Annotated in this window: 18 protein-coding genes; 4 read left to right on the forward strand and 14 right to left on the reverse strand. The window is 61.6% G+C overall.

Annotated features, from left to right (window positions below; all coding sequences use genetic code 11):
* Positions 1-283: 283 nt before the first annotated feature.
* The 4 genes from IEW18_RS21335 to IEW18_RS21350 all read right to left on the reverse strand — a co-directional run bounded on the left by IEW18_RS21335 (position 284) and on the right by IEW18_RS21350 (position 5,122).
* Positions 284-2,515: a xanthine dehydrogenase family protein molybdopterin-binding subunit gene (locus tag IEW18_RS21335; RefSeq protein WP_188559923.1), complete on the reverse strand. Its 2,232-nt coding sequence runs from the start codon at positions 2,513-2,515 to the stop codon at positions 284-286.
* Positions 2,512-3,534 carry an FAD binding domain-containing protein gene (locus tag IEW18_RS21340; protein ID WP_188559924.1) on the reverse strand — a complete coding sequence of 341 codons (1,023 nt, stop codon included), beginning with the start codon at positions 3,532-3,534 and terminating at the stop codon, positions 2,512-2,514. The genes IEW18_RS21335 and IEW18_RS21340 overlap by 4 nt, the downstream gene beginning before the upstream one ends.
* 72 nt (positions 3,535-3,606) lie before the next feature.
* Complete coding sequence (locus IEW18_RS21345; RefSeq protein WP_188559925.1) at positions 3,607-4,146, reverse strand: (2Fe-2S)-binding protein; 540 nt, start codon at positions 4,144-4,146, stop codon at positions 3,607-3,609.
* A 391-nt stretch (positions 4,147-4,537) separates the two neighbouring features.
* On the reverse strand, positions 4,538-5,122 hold the full coding sequence (locus tag IEW18_RS21350) for a Crp/Fnr family transcriptional regulator (protein WP_188559926.1): 585 nt from the start codon (positions 5,120-5,122) through the stop codon (positions 4,538-4,540).
* 581 nt (positions 5,123-5,703) lie between these two features.
* On the opposite strand from IEW18_RS21350, the gene IEW18_RS21355 reads away from it, so the two are divergent.
* Positions 5,704-5,877, forward strand: a complete 174-nt coding sequence (locus IEW18_RS21355; RefSeq protein ID WP_188559927.1) for a hypothetical protein — start codon at positions 5,704-5,706, stop codon at positions 5,875-5,877.
* A 148-nt stretch (positions 5,878-6,025) separates the two neighbouring features.
* Here IEW18_RS21355 and IEW18_RS21360 read toward each other — a convergent pair whose 3' ends face one another.
* The 7 genes from IEW18_RS21360 to IEW18_RS21390 form a co-directional block, all read right to left on the reverse strand.
* Entirely contained in the window at positions 6,026-7,408 is a 1,383-nt protein-coding gene (locus IEW18_RS21360) for an ABC transporter permease (protein ID WP_188559928.1), read from the reverse strand.
* 4 nt (positions 7,409-7,412) lie between these two features.
* On the reverse strand, positions 7,413-8,831 hold the full coding sequence (locus tag IEW18_RS21365) for an ABC transporter permease (protein ID WP_188559929.1): 1,419 nt from the start codon (positions 8,829-8,831) through the stop codon (positions 7,413-7,415).
* 10 nt (positions 8,832-8,841) lie between these two features.
* Positions 8,842-9,600, reverse strand: a complete 759-nt coding sequence (locus IEW18_RS21370) for an ABC transporter ATP-binding protein (RefSeq protein ID WP_308428078.1) — start codon at positions 9,598-9,600, stop codon at positions 8,842-8,844.
* A 151-nt stretch (positions 9,601-9,751) separates the two neighbouring features.
* Positions 9,752-12,178: a TonB-dependent receptor gene (locus IEW18_RS21375; RefSeq protein WP_188559930.1), complete on the reverse strand. Its 2,427-nt coding sequence runs from the start codon at positions 12,176-12,178 to the stop codon at positions 9,752-9,754.
* Between the two features lie 256 nt (positions 12,179-12,434).
* Positions 12,435-12,800 (reverse strand): hypothetical protein, encoded by a 366-nt coding sequence (locus tag IEW18_RS21380; protein WP_188559931.1) that lies wholly within the window; start codon positions 12,798-12,800, stop codon positions 12,435-12,437.
* 148 nt (positions 12,801-12,948) lie between these two features.
* Positions 12,949-15,579, reverse strand: coding sequence for a TonB-dependent receptor (locus tag IEW18_RS21385; RefSeq protein WP_188559932.1), 2,631 nt, complete (start codon positions 15,577-15,579; stop codon positions 12,949-12,951).
* A gap of 259 nt (positions 15,580-15,838) precedes the next feature.
* A complete protein-coding gene (locus IEW18_RS21390) occupies positions 15,839-16,198 on the reverse strand; it encodes a winged helix-turn-helix domain-containing protein (RefSeq protein ID WP_188559933.1) in 360 nt (119 codons plus the stop codon).
* A gap of 256 nt (positions 16,199-16,454) precedes the next feature.
* On the opposite strand from IEW18_RS21390, the gene gltB reads away from it, so the two are divergent.
* The 3 genes from gltB (at position 16,455) to IEW18_RS21405 (ending at position 23,874) form a co-directional block, all read left to right on the forward strand.
* Positions 16,455-20,972: a glutamate synthase large subunit gene (gene gltB, locus IEW18_RS21395; RefSeq protein ID WP_188559934.1), complete on the forward strand. Its 4,518-nt coding sequence runs from the start codon at positions 16,455-16,457 to the stop codon at positions 20,970-20,972.
* 367 nt (positions 20,973-21,339) lie between these two features.
* On the forward strand, positions 21,340-22,815 hold the full coding sequence (locus IEW18_RS21400; protein ID WP_188559935.1) for a glutamate synthase subunit beta: 1,476 nt from the start codon (positions 21,340-21,342) through the stop codon (positions 22,813-22,815).
* Between the two features lie 363 nt (positions 22,816-23,178).
* Positions 23,179-23,874 (forward strand): hypothetical protein, encoded by a 696-nt coding sequence (locus IEW18_RS21405; RefSeq protein ID WP_188559936.1) that lies wholly within the window; start codon positions 23,179-23,181, stop codon positions 23,872-23,874.
* Positions 23,875-23,982: 108 nt separating this feature from the next.
* Here IEW18_RS21405 and IEW18_RS21410 read toward each other — a convergent pair whose 3' ends face one another.
* From IEW18_RS21410 to IEW18_RS21420, 3 genes are all read right to left on the reverse strand, one after another.
* On the reverse strand, positions 23,983-25,047 hold the full coding sequence (locus IEW18_RS21410) for a chemotaxis protein CheB (RefSeq protein ID WP_188559937.1): 1,065 nt from the start codon (positions 25,045-25,047) through the stop codon (positions 23,983-23,985).
* Between the two features lie 166 nt (positions 25,048-25,213).
* Positions 25,214-25,612 carry a response regulator gene (locus IEW18_RS21415; RefSeq protein ID WP_188559938.1) on the reverse strand — a complete coding sequence of 133 codons (399 nt, stop codon included), beginning with the start codon at positions 25,610-25,612 and terminating at the stop codon, positions 25,214-25,216.
* A 266-nt stretch (positions 25,613-25,878) separates the two neighbouring features.
* The coding region (locus tag IEW18_RS21420; RefSeq protein ID WP_229728902.1) for an STAS domain-containing protein at positions 25,879-26,211 on the reverse strand (333 nt) is incomplete at its 5' end.

Genomic DNA, 26,211 nt, shown 5'->3' on the forward strand with positions numbered 1-26,211 from the left:
CCGCTTGCAACTCGTCATCGATGCGCATAACCAACGCATAGAAGCAGATGGCTAATCACCTGCTATTTTACCACCACCATTTTTATTTCCTAGCAATTCAAATTACATAAACACAAGACATACGAAAACTAGATACCATCGATATATCCTGCCACGCAGCGATTAACGCTTATCATATACAAGACCGAAAGACCATGAATTATCTATAATTCGACTTACTATCCCACCAAAAAGCCCCGGCACCTTACGGCACCGGGGCTTTTCCATGTTACGGCAAGCCGGATTACAGCAGCTTGTCCAGGTAAATGGGTAGGTCGCGGACGCGCTTGCCGGTGGCGTGGTACACGGCGTTGGTGATGGCGGCGGCTACGCCCAGCAGGCCTACCTCGCCTACCCCCTTCACCCCCAGCGGGTTTACTACGTCGTCTTCCTCCTCCACGAACAGTACCTCGATATCGTGGATATCGGCCTGCACGGGGATGTGGTACTCCGAGTAGTTGTGGTTCATGTAGCGCCCAAACTGGTGGTCCATGATGGTTTCCTCCATCAAGGCCATGCTGATGCCCCACACAATGGAGCCCAGCACCTGCGAGCGGGCGGTTTTGGGGTTGAGGATGCGGCCGGCGGCCACGGCGTTAAGTACGCGCGTGACGTGCACCGTACCGAACTCCTCGTCTACCTCCACCTCCACAAACACGGCGTTGTGCGAGTGCATGGAGTACGTACCCTGCTTGAGCATATTGGGCGTGGCCGAGCTATCGGTTTCCAGCTTGGTTTCGCCGCTGGCCTGCAGCACGTCGCGGATAACTACGGCGTTGGCAGGGTCCTGGCGCAGGCGGATCTGGCCGTTCACGAACTCTACTTCGTCCGGGCTGGCGCCTTTCAGGGGCGAGCCTTCCATCTTTTGGGCCAGCTTGAGCAGCTTCTCCCCGATGGCCTCGCACACGCTCTTCACCGCCGAACCTACCGAGGCGGCCGTCCAGGAACCGCCCTGCACGGGGGCCTCGGGCATGTCGGTGTCGCCGAGCTTGAAGGTGACGGCCTCCAGGGGCAAGCCCAGGGTTTCAGCCGCAATCTGGGTCATGATGGTGTAGGTACCCGTCCCGATGTCGGCGGTGGCGCTGGAAACCAGCAGCTTACCGTCGGCGGTGAGGGTAGCCTTGGCAGCGGCTTTCTTCTGGGTGGCATCCCACACGCCGCCAGCCATGCCGTAGCCCACCAGGCGGTTGCCCTTGCGCATAGAGCGGGGCTGGGGGTTGCGCTGGTCCCACCCGAATTTGGCCGCGCCCTGGTGGTAGCAGTCGCGCAGGCGCTTGCTGGAAAAGGGCTTGCCGGCGTTCTGGTCTTCCTCGGCGTAGTTGCGGATGCGGAAGTCGATGGGGTCAATTCCGGCGGCAGCGGCCATTTCGTCCATGGCTACTTCCAGGGCGAAGGAGCCGGTAGCAGCGCCGGGCGCGCGCATGTCCTGGGGCGTAAACACGTCGAGCTTGGCCAGCTGGTAGCCCAGCTTCACGTTTTCGCACTGGTAGAGCATGCCGCTCCAGTTCACCACGTTTTCGGTGTACTCCTCAAACTGCGAGGTTTCGTGGAGGGCGTGGTGCTGAATGGCAGCCAGGGTACCATCGGGGTTGGTGCCCAGCTTCACGTATTGCAGGGTGTGCGGCCGGTGGCCGAAGCTGAACATCTGCTGGCGCGTGAGCGTGACGCGCACCGAGCGTTTCAGCTCCAGAGAGGCCAGCACGGCCAGAAACACCGAGTACTGGGGGCGCAGCCCCGAGCCGAAGCCCCCGCCCATGTACTGGTTGATCACCCGGCAGTCGTCCTTGCTCAGCCCGAAGATTTTGGTGAGGTAGTTCTGCACGTTTACTACCCCCTGGGTCTTGTCATAGACCGTCAGCTTTTTGTCGCCGCGCCACTCCACGGTAGCCCCGAACATTTCCATGGGGTTGTGGTGCTGGGCGCCGTGCACGTACTCGTGCTCGATGTGGTGCTCAGCCTCTTCCCAGGCTTGGTCGGGGTTGCCGCGGGGCGGGGGCGGCGGCATCCAGCCCGATTTGCCCTGGCCGGGCTCGAAGCCTTCGTCGCGCTTGGCTTCGATGTCGGTTTCGTGGGCTTCTTCCTCGTAGTCGATGCGCAGCACCGAGGAGGCGTAGCGGGCCAGTTCCAGCGTTTCGGCCACTACCAGGGCAATGGGCTGCTGGTTGAACTTGATTTTGTCTTCGTGCAGGGGCCGGAAGGGCGAGCCGCCGGGGGCTACGTCGTCCTTATAGTTACGGTCGAACCAGGCCAGGCCGGGCACGTTTTCGTGCGAAAACACTTCCAGCACGCCCGGAATAGCCAGCACTTCATCAGCGTGTACTTTGGTAATGCGGCCTTTGGCAATGGGGCTGCTCACTACCCAGCCGTAAGCCATATTAGGCACATGGAACTCGGCGGCGTAGGTAGCGGCGCCCGTCACCTTGGCCGGGCCGTCAACCCGACTCGTGGGCTTGCCGATATAGTTGGTCGTGCTCATGGATTCGAGTTTAAAAAGACGTCGGATGCGTGCTGGCTGCCTTCGGCGGCTTGCTTGAGGGCGCGCACAATGGCGCGGCGGGCCAGCTCAATCTTGAAGTTGTTGGAGCCGTAGCCCTGGGCGCTTTCTACCACTTTGGCGGCGGCACGGGCAAAGGTTTCGGGGGTAGCGGGCTGGCCTTTCAGCAGGTTTTCGGCCTCCTGGTCGCGCCAGGGCTTGTGGGCCACGCCGCCCAGGGCCAGGCGGGCATCCGTGATGGTGTCGCCGTCCAGCTCCAAGGCCGCCGCCACCGATACCAGGGCGAAGGCGTAGGAGTTCCGGTCGCGCAGCTTGAGGTAGCTGAAGTTCTTCTCGAAGCCTTTAGCGGGCAAATCGAGGCCGGTAATCAGCTCGCCAGCTTCCAGGTTGTTGTCGCGCTCCGGGGTGTTGCCGGGCAGGCGGTGGAAGTCCTCGAAGGGAATGGTCCGCTCCCCGTCCGGTCCGCTCACGCGCACCGTGGCGGCTAGGGCGGCCAGGGCAATGCACATATCGGAGGGGTGAGTGGCAATGCACTGCTCGCTGGCCCCCAGAATGGCATGAATGCGGTTGAAGCCCCCAATGGCCCCGCAGCCCGAACCCGGTTCGCGCTTGTTGCAGGGGGTAGCCGTGTCGTAGAAATAGTAGCAGCGGGTGCGCTGCAGGAGGTTGCCGCCGTTGGTGGCCATGTTGCGCAGCTGCGGCGAAGCTCCGGCTAGAATGGCCTGGTTCAGCAGCGGGTAGCGGCGCTTTACTTCCTCGTTCCAAGCCGTATCGGCGTTGGTAGCTAGGGCGCCCAGGCGCAGGCCGCCCTCGGGGGTAGACTCAATGGCAGTAAGCGGCAGCTTGTTCAGCCCCACCAGATGGGTAGGGCGCGCCACATTTTCCTTCATCAGGTCGAGGATGTTGGTGCCGCCCCCGATGTAGGCCGCGCCCTCGTGGCTGGCGTTGTCGCGCACGGCGTCCTCGACGGCCGTAGCGCTAGTGTAAGTAAATGGATTCATGGTTGAGAGCTTAGAACTGAGAGGTGAGAACTTAGAATTGGGCGAGACGCAGATGGCAGTGCCATCTAAGCTCTATCTTCTAGACTCTGAGCTCTTGGAATCCACTACCTCCTTTACCGCATTCAGAATGCCGGCGTAGGCGCCGCAGCGGCACAAGTTGCCGCTCATGTGTTCCTTTATTTCCTCCTCGGTATGGGCACGGCCTTCGTTGATGAGGCCCTGGGCCGAGCAGATCTGGCCCGGCGTGCAGTACCCGCACTGGAATGCGTCGTGGTCGATGAAGGCTTGCTGCAGGGGATGCAGGTTTTCCTGACTGCCCAGCCCTTCAATGGTGGTAATGTCGTGGTCTTCGTGCATCACGGCCAGCGAGAGGCAGCTGTTGATGCGCTTGCCGTTTACCAGCACCGTGCAAGCGCCGCACTGGCCATGGTCGCAGCCTTTTTTGGTGCCCGTGAGGTGCGCGTATTCACGCAGGGCGTCGAGCAGGGTTGTCCAGGGGGCAATCTGCAGCGTGTGCTGCTGGCCGTTGATGGTGAGGCGCACCGTGCCCGTGGGGGGCGGGGCAGCCACCCCGCCAGCGCCGGCTGCGGAGGTAGTGGATTGTTGTATCATGGAAAGAAACAGAAGATGTTGAGGTGTAGAGTAGGCACGCGCTACCCGGCTTACTCAGCCGGACAGCCTATTTCCTTACGCCACTCTCCATAGCAGCGTTCTACTTATCGGCGCATTTCTCCTGCTTAAAATCCTATCCTCAACTATACTCAACAATGAGCCACTAACATTCAGCTAGTTAAGAACATATACATAATGATTCTAAATTTCCGGTTTTACGAATGTAGCCCAAAGTAGTGCTCAATAACGCTTGCGTTATATTTTCATAAACAGAACGATGGAGCGTAACACCCCTGCTTTGTGGGCCAGGGCTGCAAGTGAACAGCTGGGGTGTAAGTCATTCGAGAACCCGCAAAGTAGAGCTTGCTAATCCCGATCTGGGCAGTTCGCGCTACAGCCCTCGGGCCAGCTCGCCCCGGATGCGGCTCAGGGATTCAGGCGTGATGCCGAGGTAGGCGGCAATATGGCGCTGGGGCAGCCGCCGGGCCAGCGTGGGGTAGAGCTGCAGAAACTCCTGGTAGCGCACCTCCGCCGGGGCGCTGAGTACGCCAATCAATCGGCGCTGCAGCGCCACCAGGCTATTTTGCAGCAGCTGATAAAAGAACGCCTGAAACTCCGGCCCAAAGGATTGTAACTGCGTGTAAAACGCCGAGCCGAACAGTAGCACCTCGGAGTCCTCCAGGGCATCAATGGAGAATAGCGCCGGCTGCTGCCGCGCCAAGCTGTGCTGGTCGGAAATCCACCAGTTTTCGGGCGCGAATTGCAGGATGTGCTCCTTCTGGCGCTCATCGGTCACGAAGCTGCGCAGGCAGCCCTTCAGCACGAAAGCACCGTACCGCCCTACCTCTCCCTGGCGCACCAATACTTCGTGCCGGGCCAGGTGGCGAGGCGTAAGCAACCCGGCTAGCTCCGCAAACTGCGTTTCGGAAAGCAGGAGCTTGTGCTGCTGAAAATAGGTATTGAGGGCGTTGAGCATACTATGTTGAGGAGTTAGCAGTCAAAAACCAGCAGGAATCCGGTAGTATTGCCCCTGACTCTAGATTACTGTTTTTTTACTCTACTGCTGACGTGCGCAATTCGCTTCATCTTCATTGCTTATTGCTGCTGTGGCTTTTGGTATGGCTACCCAACTTTTACGCCGGCGCAAAGCTCACCCATTCTCTGCGCCGGCTCTACCTGCTGAACCCACTGCCCGCAAAACCCACTGAAGCATAACTTCACTTCATCTGGACTGGATATGAGGACAGGTTTTAAAGGTAGCGGATGGAGTTTATAGCGTTTCGGGTGTACCGCTACCGGCCCTGGATACAGGCAGTTGCTTCTATTGTTGCTGTTGGGAGCGGATTAGGGCTTGTGTACTGGCTCGACACCGTACTCCCCCACAAGGGCATAGCTATAGCCTTAGGCTTGGTAGGCCACCTAACCTTGTGCTGGATGCTTTTTCGCTGGGGGCTTGTTCGTCCCTATCACCTGAACTTGGGGCCGCAAGGAATAGACCTGCGCCCGGTGGGTGCAGCACAGCAACCGCTCTTCATACCGTGGAAAGACCTTCGGGACATGCGCACCATGGCCGGCGCGCATGGTAACAGCTTGCGGCTGCGGTTGCAAGATGGTCGAACGTGGCACTTCGGCAACAACTGGACCTGGGGCCGCTCCGACGATGTGCTGAAGGTGGCCCAACACGCACAGGCTTTTTTGAAGCACGGCCGGGCGGCCCACCAGACCCAGTAAGCTGCCTACTTATCAGTACAAGCACTCAAATAAGAAGCCGCTTTAGGTAGGGAGCATGATCCGGTCGTAGCCACTAGCCGAGGGCAGCTTGACTACGTAAGTCGCTAACTGCCGCGTCTCTACCTTTCTGCCCCCTACCGGCCAAGCCCTAGCGCGGGTTGATGGGGCGCGCCCGGAGCAGCAGTAGTCCGGCCGCAAACACTACCCCCACGCTCAATAGTAACTTGCCCAGGCCGCGCAGAGCGGTGCTCAGCTCGGGTTGGCTGGTGAAGGTGTGGGTCGGCTCCCGGGCGTAGTCGGCGTGGGTAAATTCGACTTTGCGGAACAGGAAGGGGTAGTAAAAGGCCCGGAGTGCATCGTGGTAGGCGGTGGCGCTGCGCTGAAACTTCAGGTGGGTTGGCAAGTCGGTGCCGGCCAGGGCGTTGAGGCTGCTCTGGGCGTTGATGGCCGGGGAGAGTAGGTTCAATTTCTCCACCAGGTCGTAGCGTTGCTGGAGGCCGTTGGCGTAGGCGGCGGCTTGCTTGGCCACGGCCAGGTCGCCGAGGTGCTGGAAGGCGTAGTACCAGCGCCACACAAACCGCTCCCGGATGGTGGCCGTGTCGCGCCACTGCGGATACAGGGCAAAGAACCGGTTCATAGTCTGGGTCTTCGGCCGGTCCCAGCCGGCATGGATTTCCTCGCGCTGCTTGATGGTCAGCTCAATGCCCTGGGGCACGGGGTGGGCCGCCGCCACGCCCAGGTTCAGCAGGCTGGGCACCAGCACTACCAGCAGCAGCCACACGCCCAGCAGGGCTACGGCGTTAAAGGCCGAGGTGCGCTGCAAGGCCGTGATGACCAGCGCTACCCCAAACCAGAACAGGCAGTACAGCGTGCTCAGCCCCAACCACGTAAGTACGCGGCCATCCAGCGGCACCTGAGCCCAAAGCATGCCCACCACGGAAAGCAGCCAGGCCAGCCCTAGCACCACGGCCAGGCGGAAAGCCAGCTTCGCACCTACTACCACGCCGGGGCTTACGGGCTGAGCCAGCAGTAACGTCAGGATGCCTTCTTCCCGCTCACTGGACAGCAGGTTAAAGCTCAGGGCAATGATGAGCAACGGGAACAGGTACACCAGCACAAACGCCAAATCGAAGTTGCCGCTCAGCACCTTCATGGGGTTGGTGTTGTCGGTGGCGTAGAGCTGGTTTTGCAGGCCCAACAGGCGCAGCTTCACGTAGTAGGGGTTTATGTCGCGCTGGCCCAGGGAGAGGGCGGCCCAGGCGTCGGGATGGTGCACGGCATAGGTGGTGTGGTAATAGCCAATGTCGCCGGCATCAGCGGGGCCAGGAAATTTCACCTTCAGCTCTTCCACGTTCCGGCGCGAAAGCTCGGGCAGGGTAGTGAGGTGCTGGCGTTGGCGCTCCATTTCGGTGGTGCCGTAGTAGATGCCGTAGAGGCCCGTGAGCAGCAGCAAGGCACACAGCAGCACCAGCCCTTTCGCGGCCCGGAAGTGTCGCCACTCGTAGGAAAACAGAAGCCAGAATATTCTCATCAGATCAGGCAAGTCGGGAGTTGGAAATCAGGCGCAGTCCCAGCCAGCTCAGGCCCACAGCCCACAGCAGCAGGGCCACCACGGGCAGCAGCAGGCGGGGCAAGGCCCAGCCGAGGGGTGGCGCCTGGTAAGTAAAGAGGGGTAGCTGCTGCCAGGTGTGCGCATCGAGCTTGCGCTCTTTGTCGCCGTAGCCCATGCTGGTTTGCAGGGCATTCAGGCGCTGCACCAGGGCGTAGCGGTAAGCTTCGGCGGCCTGCTGAAAGTGCACATAGTGGGCAAAATCAGAGCCGGCCAAGCCCATCGATAGCGGCCGGATGGCCTGGTAGGGGTTCAGCAACCCTACCCAATCGGAAAGGCGGTTTTGCCGCTTGTAGGTGGCGTTCAGGTCGGCGAAGTGCTGCTGGTACACCTTGGCCGAATAGGCTTCGCTCTCACTCATCACGATGCCGCCTACGCTCACCGGCAGCTTTTCCTCCGAATCGACGCCGTACTTTTTGAGCAGCCCCGCCTTCAGGGCGGCCGAGCGTTGATCTTGCGGGTCGTGGCCGTTGATGCCGTGCTGGGCTTCCTCGTGCACATCGGCGTCCATCTGAGCCTTGGTCACGGCCGGGTACAGGGTAGCACCCAGGTTAGCGGTGGCTTTGGGCAGAATGATGCAGCCCAGAATCCAGAGGCCCAGCAGCGTAACCAGCGCCGCCCGGGAGCTGGCCTGCACCGCCGACACCACCACGGCGCCCACAATGAACAGGAAAAAGTACACCGCGTAGCTCAGCACGAACAACACGAGCCGCCCTACCAAGTCAGTGCCGGAAATAAACTCCTCCGTCCCAAACAGCAACGCGGCAGCCAGGGCCAGGGCCGGCGCGACTACCAATGCCACAGCGCGGCTGTAGCCCCAAATCTTGCCCCAGGCCACTTGCCGCAACGATACACCCTGGCTCAGCAACAGCTTCAGGGTGCCGGTTTCGCGCTCTTGGGTGAAGGCCCCGAAGCACAGAAAAATAATGAGCAAAGGAACCAGCATCTGCAGCACGAAGGCCACTGTCATTTCCCCAAACCGAATCAGGGAACCCGACTGCTGGGCCTGGCTGAAGTTGACGCTGTTTTGCTGGTGCGCCTCCAGGAACACCGAGGTGCCCGTGAACGAGTCCACGCCCGAGTCGAGCAGGCTGAGGCCGGAGCGGGGCCGAAAGGCAAAGGAGCCATAATGGGCCACGCGGTGCGGGTGCCGCGCCGGCTGGTGCCGAAACTGGTCGTTGACGGTTTGCTGGGCTAGCTGCCGCTCCTGCTGCAGGGTCTGGTAGCTGGCCCGACCCACCAGGGTAGCGGCCAGCAGCAAGGCCAACACCAGCACGCTCAGCACCAGAAAACGCTTGTCGCGCAGGGTGCTGACGAATTCTTTTTGCGCAATACTGTGCATCATCGGGGGCGGGCTAGTTGTGCATGTAGGTGAGGTAGAGCTGCTCTAGCTCCTGGGCGTTCAGGGCCGCCGTGGGGCGCACATCCACCAGCTCGCCCTCCCGCATGATGCCCACACGGGTTCCTACCTCCTTGGCCCGGAAGATGTCGTGGGTGGCCATGAGCACGGCCGTGCCTTCGGCGCTCAGCTGGGTCAGCAGCTGCGAAAACTCGTTGGAGGCTTTGGGGTCGAGGCCAGAGGTAGGCTCGTCGAGCAGCAGCACCTTGGCATGCTTGGCCACCGCAATGGCAATACCCACCTTCTGGCGCATGCCCTTGGAGTAGGTGCCCACGCGCCGGCGCACCGCCTCGGCGGGCAAGCCGGCGTGGTGCAGGTAATCGAGCAGCTCTGCCTCTTTGTATTTGAAACCCGCCAGACTGCTAAACAAAGCCAGGTTTTCCAGGCCCGTTAGGTGGGGGTAGAGCATTACATTTTCGGGAATGTAGGCCAGGTGCTCCTTGATCTTGAGCGGATTGGCGGCTACCTCCATGCCGTTCACAAAAGCCGCCCCCGACGTTGGCGCAATGAAGCCCAGAAACAGGTTGATGGTCGTGGACTTGCCCGCGCCGTTCTGGCCGAGCAGGCAAAACACCTCCCCCGGCTCAATCTGCAGATTCAGCCCCTGCAGGGCCAGCTTGTTGGGGTACTCCTTGCGCAAGTCGCGCGCTTCCAGAATGTAGTTCATGCTAGGCGCCTCACCCCCAGCCCCCTCTCCGGGGGAGAGGGGAGCCACGGCGGCAGAGGCATTTAAGTGAGAGGATGGATAAAGGCAGGATGACTCGTCTGCTCTGCTCGCGCCGACCTGTTCCGCGCGTTGCGGAGGTTGCTGACGGCTGGCACCCCCTCTCCTTTTTCGGAGAGGGGGCCGGGGGGTGAGGCGCCCCTTAGAAGGTGTAGCCCACGGTAGCCATGAAGTTGCGCGGGGCGCCGGGGCTGGTGCGGAAGTAGTCGTACCCGCCCACGAAGTAGTATTGGTCGAGTAGGTTGTTCACGTTCAGGTGGAAGTTGAACTTGTCCACGGTGTAGAACAGGGCGGCATCGAGCACCGTGTAAGAGGGCCAGTGCCCCCAGTACTCCTCCCCTGTCGTGGTATTAGTCACTCGGTTCTCGGTGCGGCGGGCAGCTACGTAGTTGCCGCCGAGGGCCACGCCAAACCCACGCAGCGCCGGCGTTACGAACGTGTACTTGGTCCAGAGGCCCGCCGAATGCTTGGGCGCATTGGCCAGCGGCTGCCCATTTTCGGCATCCAGCTGGGCGTTCCGAATTTCGGAGTGGTTGAAGGCGTAGCTGGCGTTCAGGCTTAGGTTGGAAACGATGTTACCAGTCAGCTCCAACTCAGCCCCGCGGGAACGGGCCTCGCCGTTCTGGCGATACACCGGTGCCCCGTCGGGCGTGAGCGAGCCGGTGCTTACCAGTTGGTTGCGCTTCACAATCTGGTACACAGCCACAGTCCCGAACAATGCTTTATTGAAGAACTCGCCCTTCAGACCGGTTTCCAGCTGGTAGCTGGTTTCGGGGTCGAAGGATGAGCTGCGGCCGTAGCGCTCCGGAAATCGAACATACTCAGGCTTGAGGGGCCGGAAGCCGGCGCTGTAGGAGGCAAAGTAGTTCAGGTTGCCCAGCAGAGCGAAGGTGAGGCCGGCGCGCGGCAGCAGCTTGCGCTGCTGGATGTTGTCCGAGCCGTCGCCGTAGTCCCGCTCATCGGCAAACAGCTCGTAGCGGGCTCCCAGCAGCAGGCCCAGGCGCGGCGTCACGGCTATCTGATCCTGCACATAAAGGCCGGTAGTATGGTACACTGAATTGATGTAGTCGATAAAGAACTGGGGCAGCGGCCGGCGGACATATTTGGTGGGGTCCTGAATTTCGTACACCGGATTTTTCAGGTCGAAGGTCAGCGGCGTGGCTACCCCATTCACCAGCTTCTGCCGGGCCTCAAACATGGTGCTTTGCTTGTCGGTAGTGAAGCGGATGTAATCCAGGCCCGCTACCACCTTGTGCGTAATGGAACCCGTGGAGCGGTTCAGGGCAAAGTAGGCGGCCAGGTTTTTGGTGTACTCTTCGGCGCGCCGGTCGAAATAGCGCAGGTTCATGACCGTGTTGGCGGGCGCGTCGGCGTAGGTATTCAGGGTGCGGTGCTCGCTCAGGTTCTCGTTGTAGGTGAAGTCGAGGTAGGAAGCGTTCAGCGACAGCCAATCGGTGAATTTGTGGTTGAGCGAGGCGTTGAGGTAGTAGGTGCTGGTGCGGAAATAGTCGCTTGGCTGGCTTAGGGTAAACGAGCGGGGTAGGGCGTACAAATCACCGCCCCGAATGGGCAAGCCGCGGTCCAGAAATCCAGCCACGTGGGTGTACACCAGCTCGGCGTTGATGGTAGTTTTGTCGGTGGGCAGGAAGGTGACGGTGGGGGCCACCATCACGGAGCGGGTGTCGTTCACGTCGCGGAAGGTGTTCGACTTCTCGAAGCCCGCATTCAAGCGGTAGAGCACGTTTTTGCGCTCATTCAGGGGGCCTGTGAAGTCGGCCGTGGCGCGGGTGGTGTTGAAGCTGCCACTAGAGAAGCTCACTGCCTTGCGGGCCACATCGAGCGGCTTTTTGGTCACCATGTTCACGGTACCGCCGGGGTTGATGTCGCCGTACAGAGCCGCGCCGGGGCCTTTCAGCACTTCCACCCGCTCCAGGTTCACCGTCAGGGGAGCTTGCGTAAACGAGTTGCCGTAGCTAAAGCCCGAGCGCAGCCCGTTGAGGAGGCGGAAGCCGCTTTCGTAGCCGTTGCGGAAGCCCCGGATGGTCAGGTCGTCGTAGTGGGAGTATTGCGTGACGCCGGCAATGTTTTTCACCACGTCGGGCAGGCGCAGGGCCTGGCGGTCTTCCATCAGTTCCTTGGTCACGGTGGAAATGGATTGGGGCACATCTTTCAGCGCCGTGGCCGTTTTGGTACCCACAAAGCTGTAGTCGCTCTTGTAGGTGGTTTCCTTGCGGCCCAGTACTTCCACTTCCTGGAGGGCAGTGGTGCTGGCACGCAGGGTAAAATCGACCACCAGGGCGGGCGTTTCGGCGCTCAACACAACCGTGCGCTGCTCCTGCTGGTGGCTCAGGCTACGGGTGATGAGCGTGTACTCGGCCAGGGGCATCTGATCCAGGGAGAAATGCCCTTCGGCGTCAGAAAGGGCCGAAAACCGGCCGGTTTTCTCCACTACCGTAACGCCTTCGAGGGCCTGGCCGGTGGGGCTGATGAGGTGGCCACTGATGCGGCCGGTGAGTTGGCCCAGGGCCAAGTGGGGAAGAATCAGCAGAAACAGTAGAATGCGTGGCATAGAGGTAGGCCGCAGTGGGCCCGTGAACTGAGTATTCAGCTCCTGATAATGAACCAGAAAAGACAAGGGAAGAAGGGGTAGGCGGCTACACGCCTACCACGTTGGGCTGCCCGCAGCCAAGCCGCAGGAGCGCACTGGCCTGAATTCAGGCAGCCGGAAAAAGGACGCAGGCCACTACGGACGCGGAATTACCAGCGCAGCCGGATAGGCCCGGCAGGTTGCCCGGCCCCAGAGGGTAGCAAAAGTCCGTAGAAAATTAGGCGCGGGCCGGCGGGCCGCGCAGCGAAGCACCGTCGAGCAGGTGCGAGGCCCGGCAGACCGGAGCCTGGGGCCGGTACACCGAGTAGGCCAACAGACGCACGGGTTCCGCCAACTGAATGGGCACGGAAGGCTGGAATGGAGCCGTGTAGAGCTGCTCCACGAAGCAGTGCTGGTGCTTGGCCGAAAGCACGGCCTTGGGCTGCCCCGACTTACCCGTACTAGTGGTCAAGGGCGGATCTTCCGTGTGCTGGTGGAAGTGCAGGCGCAGGACAGCGGCCTCGGGTGCTAGCACCCGCAGTAGCAGGCTCAGCAGCCACCACGCTATCAGTTTACGTCCGGTATGCACTACCCTTGCTTCCACATAATGGAATGCAAGGTAGAAGAAAAATCGCACATGCATCAATGATGCATGTAATAAACCAGCTTCAGTTGGGCCACATTGACGCCGTGCCCCAGCATCTCCTCCCCTTCTACAGCACGGTAACCCGACAAGCGCAGTAGGTCCGTGCTTACAGCCCGTATGTCACCTGCAGGTAGTAGAGCCCGCCCACGCTAGGGCCGCCGAGGTAGCTCACGTAGTAGCGGTTGAGCAGGTTGCTGGCGCCCAGTTTGAAGCGCAGGTTGGGGGTAAGCAGGCGGTAACTGGCCTGGGCATCGAGGGTGGCGTAGGCGGGCACGGAGCCACTTACCAGGAAAGTCTGGGAAAAGTAGCGGGCCTGCCAGCGGAAGTTAACCCCAAAGCCGAAGTGCTTGACCACCTCTTCGTTGCCCAGGCTTAGGTTGTAGGCCCAGCGCGGGGTGTTGAAGCCGTCCTCCAGCCCGTCGCCGGACTCGGTGCGGTCGAGGCGGGCGTAGGTGACGCTGGCCCCGGCCAGGTAGCCGCCCGCTACGTCGTAGCGCAAACCCAGGGAGCCGCCGTAGTTGTAGACCTGGCTCTGGGAGTTGGTCCAGAGGCGGTAGCGGGCCTGGCCGGTGCGGGTGCTCAGGGCCGTGGCAATGGTACCCAGGTCGGCGCCGGCGGGCAGCGGCTGGCCGGCGGCATTCACGGGCACGTAGGCTTCTACCTGGGCAATAAAGTCGCGGTAGGTGTTGTAGTAGAAATCCACGTCGGCCAGCAGGCGCGCGCCGGGCAACAGGGCCGCCTTGTAGCCCAGCTCCAGGGACTTGATGTGCTCGGGCCGGAGGTAGGTGTAGGGGTTCTTGACCAGCAGCCCCTGGTTGCGGGCAATGGCCTGGCTACGCGAGAGGCCGTTGGTGTTCACGTCGCGGGTCACGGCTGCGCTGAAGGCATCGATGGAGCTGCGCAGGTAGCTGTTCTCAAATACCCCTTCCGACATCACCCGCAGCCCCCCAATGCGCTTTACCTGCCCGCTGTTCACGTTGGAAAACCCCTCGAACAAGCTCGGAAAACGATACCCGCTCTGGTAGCTCAGCCGAAAGTTATGGCGCTGGGTAGGCGAGTACACCGCCGTCAGGCGCGGGTTGAAGCGCACAGCGAAGTAGTCGTTCTTGTCGGCGCGCAGGGTGGCCGTGAGGCGGAGCTTCTCGCCCGGCAGCAGCCGCGCCCCGGCCTGCACGAAGCCCCCGGTTTTGCCGTAAGTCAGCGTGCTGGACGGGTCCTCCCCCTTCTCCGGGTTGATGAAGTAGTTGCCATCGGGCTGAATGAAATAGGTGCGGTGGTCGAGGCCCGCCAGCAGGTCGGCCCAGGCCGGTAGTCCTTTCTTGCCCCGGCGCAGGGCCTCCCCGATGTTCACCTGGCCCTCGGCGTGGAGCAGTTCGGCCTGCACGCGCAGGGCCGCGCCCTGGTCCCAGTTGTTGATGTCGGCCAGCTCGCGCCGGCGCTGCTCAAACGCGGGCGTGCCGGGTTGCAGGCGGCCGGCGTCGGCGGCCGTACGGGCGGTAGCGTGGGCCTGGGCTACGGCTTGGCCCGACTGGGTAGCGGCGTTCCAGGCGGCGGTGTAGTCCTGGTTCCAGCGGGCATCGGGCTTGAAGCTGCGGTCCAGATTTTCGGCCATACTGCGCAGGTTGTAGCTGCGGCCGGTGTTTTCCCGGGTGAAGTAGGCGCGGGCCTGCACCAGGGGGGTAGTGAGTTGCAGGGCGTGCTGCTGCAGATGGTAGTTATCGAGCTGAAACCGGTTGCTGCGCTGGTACACGTTGTCGAAGTTGGCGCCCCGATACGTGTAGGCCAGCTCGGTCGTGGGCGTCAGCTTGTAGTGCAGGGCGGCGTCGTACTTGAGGGTTTGCAGCTGGTAATTTACCACGTCCGGTTCGCGGTAGCCGGTGCGGGCCACCTGGTAGGTTTTGCCCCCCAGCGTCAGGTTCGAGCGGTTCGAGGACTCGTTGCCGTAGCTGCTCACCGGGTCGCGGGCGGGGTTGTCGGCCCCGAGCAGGCCGGTGGTGGCGTTGCCGGTGGGGTTGATGTCGGTGGGGTCACGGGCCACCCAGTCGTAGCCGCGCAGGTAGGTGCCGTTGACCTTGAAAGCCAGCTTGGGGCTGAGCGTTCTGGCGTAGCGCCCACTGGTTTCCGAGAAAATATGCGCCCCGGTGCTTGGGTCGTTGACATGGTTCACGCCTACCTTCTGCTGCACACTCAGCCCGGCGCTCCGAAACGGATTCCTCGTGCTGAAGTTCGCTAGCCCGTTGATGGCATTCAGCCCGTATAAGGCGGCCGCCGTACCGGGCACAATTTCTACCGCCTGAATATCCAGGTCGCTCGGCCCCAGCACGTTGCCGATGGGCCCGCCGATGTGGGGCGCCTGGTTGTCGATGCCGTCCACGAGCTGCACGAAGCGCACGTTGGTGGTATTGGTGAAGCCGCGGGCGTTTATCACCTTGAAGCCCAGGCTCGGCGTAATCACCTGCACGCCCTTTACGTGCTCAATGGCCTCGAAAAACGAGGGCGCGGGCGTGAGCCGCAGCTGCCGCGCCGTGAGCTTCTCCACCGTCACCGGCGACTGTAAGATGCTCTCCTCCACCTTCGAAGCAGCCACTACTACCTCCCCCAGCCGCGTGGTATCCGCCAGCCCCGATTGCCGGAGCGGCCGCGGATTCTGCTGGGCCACACTCACGAGCGGCAAGCTGCTAAGCAGCGGGAGCAGGAATTTCGCAGAATGCAGGAAAGGAGGCGTAGCGTTTGGCATGCGTTATATTTTGTCAAACATAACGCTAGAAATCTGAAATGGTTAGAAGTGCCAAAAGAATCTTGACACCAAGAAAAGACCCTCATGCTGAGCGCAGCCGAAGCATCTCTACCGCTGACTAATTCCTGCTGTGAGGACGAAGCGGTAGAGATGCTTCGACTTCGCGGACGCCAGATCAAGCATGACAGTTAGTGTGGCAACGGCACCCAAGCGAGATGCTTCGGCTGCGCCTCTGCAGGACGGGCTGATCCGCACCTTGTTATAGTAGTAACCGCGCCGCCTCCGCCGCCAAAAATTCCTGGAACCGCTCCTGCAACTCCCGGAACTCCTGAATCAATTGCTGGCCTTCGGGGGTTACCTCGGCTCCGCCGCCGCGCTTGCCGCCGGTTTGGGTCTGCACCAGGGGGGTAGCGCTCTGGGCGTTCAGGGAAGCCACCAGGTCCCAGGCCCGCTTGTACGACATGCCCATCTGCTGCGCGGCCTTCGAGATGGAGCCGTGCTCCTGAATCAGCGTGAGCAGCTCCAAGCGCCCGATGCCCATGAACCGGTCGTCGGGGGTTTCTACCCAGAGGCGGCCGTTGAGGCGGAAGGCAAGGTCGGGGCGGAGCAGGTTTTTCATGGGGTAAAGATGGCCGAACGAGCGGTTTGAAATCGTAACGGGGGTAGGCGGTTTGCCGGCAGGCTGCGCCGCTGGTATACGCCAGTTCGCGCCCCGGGGCGGTTTTGGACCGGCCGGGGGGTAGGCGGCGCGAAGGTAGAAACCGGAAAACGAGGCGCGGGCGGGTCGCGGGGCTGATGGGCAGTGCCTAGGTTGCTATTTCGGACCTGCTGCCGGGGGTCACCTTACCATGCTCGCACTACGACACCCTTCTCTGATGGAGCACCATGCGCCCCAGGGCCTCTACCGGCCCGAGTTTGAACACGACGCCTGCGGTACGGGCCTGCTGGCCTACGTCGATGGCCGCAAATCGCACCAGATTGTGGCGGATGCGCTGACGATTCTGGAAAACATGGAGCACCGCGGGGCTTGCGGCTGCGACTCCGATTCCGGCGACGGGGCCGGCCTGCTGCTGCAGTTGCCCCACTGGTTTCTGCTGGAGGAATGCACCACCCTGGGCATCCGGTTGCCCGAACCCGGCGAGTACGGCGTGGGCATGGCCTTTCTGCCCCAGGACGCCGCCCGGCGCGCCGCCTGCCGCACCCTCATCAACGCCGCCGCGGCCCGGCTGGGGCTGCCGGTGCTGGGCTACCGGCCGGTGCCGGTAAATCCGGCCGGCATCGGGCCCACGGCCCTGGCCGCGGAGCCGGCTATTGAGCAGCTATTCGTGGGCCGCCCGGCCGGCGTAACTACGCCCGAGGATTTTGAGCGCAAGCTCTACGTACTGCGCCGCCTGATTAGTAGCGAAGTAGCCGCCCAGCTGCCGGCGGCGGAGGTGTACTTCACGTCCCTTTCCTGCCGGGTGATTATTTACAAGGGCCAACTGACCACCTACCAGGTGCGCGGCTACTACCCCGATTTGTCGGATGAGCGCGTGACGTCGGGGCTGGGGCTGGTGCACTCACGCTTTTCCACCAACACCTTCCCGAGCTGGCGGCTGGCTCAGCCCTTCCGGCTGCTGGCCCACAACGGCGAAATCAACACCCTGCGCGGCAACCTGAACTGGTTTTACGCCGGCCTCCCCTCCTACCTCTCGCCCTACTTCACAGCGGAGGAAATGGAGATTCTGCTGCCCGTCATCGACCCGACCCAGTCCGACTCGGCCTGCCTCGACAACATCGTGGAGCTACTGCTGCACTGCGGCCGCTCGCTGCCCCACGTGATGATGATGCTGGTGCCCGAGGCTTGGGACGGCAACGCGCAGATGGACCCGCTAAAAAAGGCCTTCTACGAGTTCCACGCCACCTTTATGGCGCCCTGGGACGGCCCCGCGGCCCTGCTCTTCACCGACGGCCGCATGGTAGGCGCCATGCTGGACCGCAACGGTCTGCGCCCCCTGCGCTACGCCCTGACCAACGACGGGCGGGTGCTGGTGGCCTCCGAGGCCGGGGTGCTGGGCGCGGGGCTGCCCGAGGCCAGTGTGGTGCGCAAGGGCCGCCTGCAGCCGGGCAAAATGCTGCTCATCGACACCCAGGCCGGCCAGATTATTACGGATGAGGAGCTGAAAACCCAGGCCGCCACCCGCCAGCCCTACGGGCAGTGGCTGCGCGAGTACCAGATTCGGCTGGAGGAGCTGCCCGAGCCCCGGCTGGTGTTCACGGACCTCTCGGCCGAGTCGGTGTTCAAATACCACCAGGTGTTCGGCTACACCCGCGAGGACATCGACGCCATCCTGACGCCCATGGCCCTGGAGGGCAAGGAGCCGATTGGGTCCATGGGGGTTGATACCCCGCTGGCGGTGCTCTCCGACCAGCCCCAGCACCTGAGCAGCTACTTCAAGCAATTCTTTGCCCAGGTCACCAACCCGCCCATCGACCCCATCCGGGAGCGGCTGGTGATGAGCTTGGCGACTTTCCTGGGCAACAACGGCAACATCCTCGACGAGGACAAGATGCACTGCCACTGCGTGGCCCTACACCACCCCATCCTCACCAACCACGAGCTGGAAAAGCTGCGCAGCATCGATACGGGCCTGTTTAACGCCAAAACCATCAACACCTACTTCCGGGCCGATGGCAAGCCGGGCGCGCTGAAAGCCGGCCTTGACCGCCTCTGCCGCTACGCCGAGGACGCCGTGGATGATGGCTTCGAGGTGCTGATTCTCTCGGACCGCTACCTCGACTCGGAGCACGCTTCCATTCCGACCCTGCTGGCCGTGTCGGCGGTGCACCACCACCTGATTCGCAAGGGCTACCGCGGCTCGGTGGGGCTGGTGGTGGAGGCCGGCGACGTGTGGGAAGTGCACCATTTTGCTTGTCTGCTGGCCTTCGGGGCCACGGCCATCAACCCCTACCTGGCCCTGAGCACCATCCGGACCCTGCACGCGGGCGGCCGGTTGGGTCCCGCGCAGGAGGTAGGAAAACTGGAGGCCAACTACACCAAGGCCGTGTGCGACGGGCTGCTGAAGATTTTTTCCAAGATGGGCATCAGCACCTTGCAGAGCTACCACGGGGCCCAGGTGTTCGAGATACTGGGCCTGAACCGGGAGGTAGTGGACGCTTATTTCACCGGGGCCGTGACCCGCATCGGCGGGCTGGGGCTGGATGAAATTGCCCGCGAAACCCTGTTCAAGCACTTCCAGGGCTTTAAGAGCAGCACCCTGGAGGAGCAAGCCCTGCTGCCCGAGGGCGGGGTGTACCAGTGGCGGCGCCGGGGCGAGGCCCACCAGTTCAACCCCGAAACCGTGCACCTACTCCAGCACGCTACCCGCACCGGCAACTACGAAACTTACCAGCGCTACGCCCGGCTGGTGAATGGCCCCGTGGCGGGCACCGCTACCCTGCACGGCCTGCTGGACTTTGCCTACCACCGCCCGGCCGTGCCCCTGCCCGAGGTGGAGCCGGCCGAGAGCATCATGCGCCGCTTTGCTACCGGGGCCATGTCGTTCGGGTCCATCTCGCACGAGGCCCACAGCACCCTGGCCATTGCCATGAACCGCATCGGGGGCAAGAGCAACACGGGCGAGGGCGGCGAGGACCCGCTACGCTACGAGGTGATGGAAAACGGCGACTCCATGCGCTCGGCCATCAAGCAGGTGGCCTCGGCCCGCTTCGGCGTGACGGCCCACTACCTCACCAACGCCGACGAGCTGCAGATCAAGATGGCCCAGGGCGCCAAGCCCGGGGAGGGCGGCCAGCTGCCCGGCCACAAGGTGGATGAGTGGATTGCAAAGGTGCGCCACGCCACCCCCGGCGTGGGCCTCATCTCGCCCCCGCCCCACCACGACATCTACTCCATCGAGGACCTGGCCCAGCTTATATTCGACCTGAAGAACGCCAACCGCCAGGCCCGCATCAACGTGAAGCTGGTGAGCAAGGCGGGGGTGGGCACCATTGCCGCGGGCGTGGCCAAAGCCCACGCCGACGTGATTCTAGTGGCCGGCTACGACGGCGGCACCGGCGCTTCGCCCCTGAGCTCCATCCGCCACGCCGGGCTGCCCTGGGAGCTGGGTCTGGCCGAAGCCCACCAAACGCTCGTGCGCAACCAGCTCCGAAGCCGCGTAGTGCTGCAAACCGACGGCCAGCTGAAAACCGGCCGCGACCTGGCCGTGGCGACCCTGCTCGGGGCCGAGGAATGGGGCGTGGCCACGGCGGCGCTGGTGGCGGGCGGCTGCGTGATGATGCGCAAGTGCCACCTCAACACCTGCCCCGTGGGCGTGGCTACCCAGGACCCCGAGCTGCGCCGCCTCTTCAGCGGCAAGCCCGAGCACATCGTGAACCTGTTCCGGTTTATGGCCGAGGAGCTGCGCGAAATCATGGCCGCACTGGGCTTCCGCACCGTCAACGAAATGGTGGGCCGGGCCCAGTTTCTGAAGCCTCGCCCCGGCATTGCACACTGGAAGGCCCGCCACCTCGACCTGCGCGACCTACTCTACCTCACCTCGCCCGAGCCGGGTAGCACCCTACACCACAGCCAGGACCAGGACCACGGCCTGCGCCACATCCTCGACTGGCAGCTGCTGCGGCACGCCCAGCCGGCTCTGGACCACCAACAGCCCGTGCGGGCCGAGTTTACCGTGCGCAACACCGACCGTACCCTGGGCACGCTGCTCTCCAACGAAATCACCAAGCGCTACCACGCCGCCGGCCTGCCCGACGACACCCTGGATTTTACCTTCCGCGGGGCCGCGGGCCAGAGCTTCGGGGCATTTAGCGCGCGCGGGCTTACCCTGCGCCTCGTGGGCGAGGCCAACGACTACGTGGGCAAGGGGCTGAGCGGGGGGCGCCTTCTCATCAGCCCCGCCCCCGACGCCAGCTTCGTGCCCGAGCAGAACATCATCATCGGCAACGTGGCCCTCTACGGGGCTACCTCCGGCGAGCTGTTCGTGCGCGGGCAGGCCGGGGAGCGGTTTGCGGTGCGCAACTCCGGCGCCACCGCCGTGGTGGAGGGCGTCGGCGACCATGGCTGCGAGTACATGACCGGGGGCCGCGCCCTGATTCTGGGCCGCACCGGCCGCAACTTCGCCGCCGGCATGAGCGGGGGCATTGCCTGGGTCTACGACGCCGACGGCACGTTCCCCCCCAATTGCAACCCCGACATGGTGGAGCTCGACCCACTCGACCCCGACGACGAAACCCACATCCAGCACCTGCTCCGCCAGCACGCCGAGCTAACCGGCAGCCAGCTGGCCGCCTTCCTGCTCGCCAACTGGCCCGAGGAAGCCGGCAAATTCGTGAAGGTCTTCCCTTCGGAATACAAAAAAGTGCTGCAAAAGGCGCGAATGGCGGTGGCCTGATGAGGTACTGCAGACCGTCATTCCAAGCCCCGCGCGGAATCTCGCCCGGCTGACACCGGAACGCCCATAGAGACGCGACCCTTCGCGTCTCTATATCAGAACGACTCGCCCGACCTGTCATTCCGAGCGGAGCGAGGAATCTGGGTGAAATCGTTGCATGGTGAACTCAGATTCCTCGTCTCTGCTTGATCCGCAGAATGCTCGGAATGACAGGTAGTAGTGCGGGAAACGAGACGCGCACCGCAGGGCGATGCAGCCGCGGGGCGCGTCGCACACAAGCCATTTAATCGTTCGGCTCCCCCTCTCCTTTTTCGGAGAGGGGGCCGGGGGGTGAGGCCCCACCAGAACAATAACCCTACAACCAATCATGGGCAATACCACCGGTTTCAAGGAATTTCAGCGCGAGCTGCCCACCAAAGCCCACCCGCAGGAGCGTGTGGGGCACAACCGCGAGTTTGTGGGCCTCTACGACGAGGGGCAGCTGCATCGGCAGTCGGCGCGGTGCATGGAATGCGGCATTCCCTTCTGCCACGCGGGCTGCCCGCTGGGCAACATCATTCCGGAGTTCAATGATGCCGTGCACCGCCAGGACTGGGCGCAGGCCTACCAGATTCTGAGCTCTACCAACAACTTCCCGGAGTTTACGGGCCGCATCTGTCCGGCGCCCTGCGAGTCGGCCTGCGTGCTAGGCATCCATAGCGCGCCGGTGGCCATCGAGGAAATCGAGAAGCACATCATCGAAATTGCCTTCGAGAAAGGCTACGTGCAGCCCACGGCCCCAGTGCTGAAAACCGGCAAAACGGTGGCCGTGGTGGGCTCCGGGCCGGCCGGCTTGGCCGCCGCGGCCCAGCTGGTGCGGGCCGGCCACGCCGTCACGGTGTTTGAGCGCGACGACCGGCCCGGCGGCCTGCTGCGCTACGGCATCCCCGATTTCAAGCTCGATAAGTGGGTAATTGACCGCCGCCTGCGTCTGCTGGAAGAGGACGGGGTAGTGTTTCGCTGCAATACAGAGGTAGGAAAAGATGTATCGGCCGCGGAGCTGATCAGCCAGTTTGATGCCGTGGTGCTGGCCGGCGGTGCCCTGGTACCACGGGAGCTGGCTATTCCGGGCCGGGAGTTGCAGGGCGTACACTTCGCCATGGACTACCTCACCCAGCACAACCGCCGCGTGGGCAACCGGAGCATTGCTGAGCCGGAGCTGCTGGCCACGGGCCAGGATGTAGTGGTTATTGGGAGCGGTGATACCGGCTCCGACTGCGTGGGTACGGCCAACCGCCAACAGGCGCGCGCAGTTACGCAACTGGCCCTCATGCACCAACCCACCCCTGAGCGGCCCGGTTTCGAGCCTTGGCCTCACTACCCCAGCTACGTGTTTCGAACCAGCACCTCTCACGAGGAAGGCTGTCAGCGCTATTGGGGCGTGAACACCAAAGCCTTTCTCAGCGACGAGCACGGCCGCCTGCGCGCCCTTTTGGTCACGGATGTCACCTGGGAAACCGATGCGCTGGGCCGCCGCCTGGGCTTCACCGAAATTGAACATTCGGAGCGCGAAATTCCCTGTCAGCTGGCCCTCCTTGCCCTGGGCTTTGCCTCGCCCCGTTACGAAGGGTTACTGGAGCAGCTGGGCGTAGCCCTGGATAAGCGCGGCAACGTACGTACTGCCGCCACCACAGACTACCTCACCTCCCACCCCGGCGTGTTTGTGGCCGGCGACATGCGCCGGGGCCAGTCGTTGGTGGTGTGGGCTATTGCGGAGGGGCGCGAGGCCGCCCGCCAGGTCGATATATTCCTGACGGGTAAAACGGCCCTGCCTAGCAAAGATGCAGTGGGCATGTTTGGGTAGCCGCTACTCCCGGAATCTTCTTGGTTTTCGTCACGAGCTGCATTACTACACCTGACTACTCCATTGAAAGCAAGCAACATAACTCAACCTCTATAGAAATACTGCGCTAGGCTTACTGTTTTACCACCACAGGTATATTCCGACTTCCCTCTTCCGAACTATACTTGCTTGGATGGCGGAAAGCATGCCTCTATCTCGTTAGGAAATAAGTAACCAAGCCTAACGGATAGTCCTACGTAGTAGCACCTAAATCAGAAAAAACATAACCTCATCTGCAACCTGCGGGCGGTTTTTTGCGCATAGGGTAGCAAGCAGTCAGACTGGCTGTTGCTACCTGTTTACCTCTTAACGCAATTCAACTGCATGGAACCTACTAAATCTGCCACTCCTACCAACGAGGCGGCCGGCTCATCCGCAGCTGATCAGCCCCAGAATGCCCAACAGAATGCTGGCACTCAGCAAACATCAGGCGCTGATACCTCTGGCAACACCTCCAACCAGCAGTCTGGGGGAGCTAAAAACTGGATGGAACAAGCTGGCTTGCAAAAAATTGTCGACCAGCTGCCCCAGGGTGTCCGTGAATTCCTGCCGAACTCTTGGGAGCAAATCAATAAGTTGACCACCACCCAGAAGGTTGCGGGTGCAGTAGCCCTGGCTGGCCTGGGCTATCTGGCCATGCGCTCCGGTAAGTCGTCGGATAAATCGTACGGCAAATCCGGCGGTAAGTATCGTGGTAGCTACGGTGGTAGCGCCGAATCTCAGCGGCCCAACCAGAACTACCGCTCCGGCAGCCGGGTGCATCCTTCAGACTATTCTACCTCGTCCCACGTCGACGAAAGCCGCCGCATGGACAAAGGTCCTAACCGCAGCACCGGCGCCAGCTTCGACCGCCAAAACGAAAACCGCGTGGGTAGCTACAATTCCGATGGCTCTACCTACTCTTCCGGCGCAGGCTTGTCTGACTCCGACTCATCTATGGGCAGCCGCAGCACCGGCTACCGCGGCTCCTCCAGCGGGGGCAGCAATTTATCGGGCTCCGATTTCGGTAGTGGCGTCTAGCTTTGCGTAGGGAAAGCCTAGCAAAGCTGCTTACCTAGTTCGCCCAGCTGAATAGCTAAGTGAAGAGGGCTACGGAAGTAATTTCCGTAGCCCTCTTCACTTAGCTATTCAGCTGGGCTTGTTGTTCTGGTACTTTAGGTCGCCGCTCACTATTTCGTGCTTGAAAATGGAGTCGTGCACCAGGCGAGCCTGCTGGCCAGCAACATCCGCTTTCTGAAAGAACATCTTGGCTATAGCCTGCTGTTCGGTATCGGCAAAATGCTCGCCTATGCTTTCCAAGAGCATTTTGGTTTCCTCTAGCCCGCGCATAGACTGGTAAAGCATGCTTTCCACCGATTCACTGACTTCGGACAGTAGGGCGCTGATGGTGTACGCATGGCCAGTATGGCAGCGGTAGCGAATCAGGTTGCCTTCGATCAGCTGGGTAAGCGCCCCGTGGCAATCCGGGCAGGTAAAGGCCGTAGGCTCGCCCTGCTCGATGATGCCCAGTTCAAAAGCATTGTCATGCTTGGCAATGGTCAGCTCTATTCTGAGGCGCTCCAGGTCAGCTTTGGCTATCTTCGGCTTGTGGGGCACCAACTCGGCCGTCAGGCGGACCAGCAGGCCGCTAAGCTCGGCGAGGGGCGTTAGGTAATCGGGCTCCACAAATTCCAGGGCATTTGCGGGCATATCGGGAAACGAGGCATCCTGGGGGTTTTGCACAATTACCACTCCGCCCATCCGTTTGACGGACCACAGGCCAGACGTACCGTCGTCGAGGTAGCCGGTGAGCACCACGCCAATCACGCGCGGGCCGTAGCCGTAGGCAGCCGAGCGGAACAAGGCATCAATGGAGGGACGAAACCGGTTTTCCTTCGGCCCCCGCTTGACCAGCACCTTGTCGTCCTCTATCAGCAGATGCTGGTCCGGAGGCGCCACGTAAATTATGCCGGGCCGAATAAGCTCTCCATCCTTCGGATGCTTGACGGGCAAGGCTGATACGTGGCCCAGCAACTCGGGTAGCAAGCTGGGCGCGTAAGGTGCCACGTGCTGAACCACAAAAATCGAGGCGGGAAAGTCGTGCGGCAGGCTTCGCACAAATTTCAGTAAGGCCTCCACCCCGCCAGCAGAAGCCCCAATAACTATAATATCCCGTTTGAGCTTGCGGGAACTCCGTTTTGGGACATGTGTCATTTGCGTCGTATAAAAGCTAAAAACCTGCTTTCAGGGAATACGACATAAGGCAAAGGGAGTTAACCACCTTTGTGAACCGGCCCCTCCTTCCGCTGCCACGAAGGCCGGTACGGCCTTGTAACGCATGCGGCCCTGCCCGCGGCATACCGCGGCCTCCCGCCCCTGGCTAGTATACCGCCGACAGGGACAGCGCGTGAATGCTTTGCTCCACGCCGGCCTGCAGCTCCTCCGTTGTGGGAGGCTTGGGCAGGCACCGGTAATTTAAGAGCAGGGGCGGTAGTAACTCCGGCTCAACTCCTGGCCGGTGGTCCTGCAGGAGCAGGACCGGAATTGGGGTTCGATACTGCTGCTGAATCAGCCGGACTGTTTCCACCCCCCCCGGGCTCCCCTTCATACTCGCGCTGACAATTATCAGATCCGGCCGCTGCTGAGCTGCTGCTCGCACGGCTTCCTTTCCCGTAGAGGCCAGAACCACGTGCTGAAAACCCCAGGTAGCAAGCTGCCAGCTTAGCCCATACTGAAAAATACAGGCATCTTCTATCAGAAGCACGTGAAAGGGAAGCATGGCTGAAGTTGAAAGTAACAGCAAAAAACAAAAGTTGCCCTTATTATTCAGTTTTACATCAGATAAAACCCGGGGTTAACCAGGGGTTTTTCACGTAATTATTTTCCGCACTGGTAGCTGTAATATACCTGATAACATCTTGATCCACTTATTTTCTATTCGCAGCTTACTTGAGAATATTATCCCACTTAAGCAGGAATATAGTTTTCTTAAGCTTACGGAAAAACCGCTCTGCTTTTCACAGCTACTTTATTCGTATTATCATGTTACACAGAGGAATAATGAAATAACTTATCAAGCTTGAGCAGGGCTAGGCAGCGCTGTAGCACAGGGGAAACGTTGCGAAGTACAACACGTCCTCCCGCATTGTGCAGCAACAATAATTGAGAAATAAAATGGCTGATTCCCAACTTACGCAAACACTGCTGAGTTGCGCAGTCAACAATAAATCGTGGGCGCGGCAATTGCGGCCGCCGCGCTATTTGACGGACTAATTCCGGCACGTCTGTTTTATCCAGGTTCAGGTTGCTAATATATAGCGGATTCATGAACGGTGTACATGATAGCCGCAATGGTTGAACCAGGCTTTGGCGTCCTTG

The organism is Hymenobacter glacieicola (assembly GCF_014640315.1).
In the GTDB taxonomy this organism is placed as follows: domain Bacteria; phylum Bacteroidota; class Bacteroidia; order Cytophagales; family Hymenobacteraceae; genus Hymenobacter; species Hymenobacter glacieicola.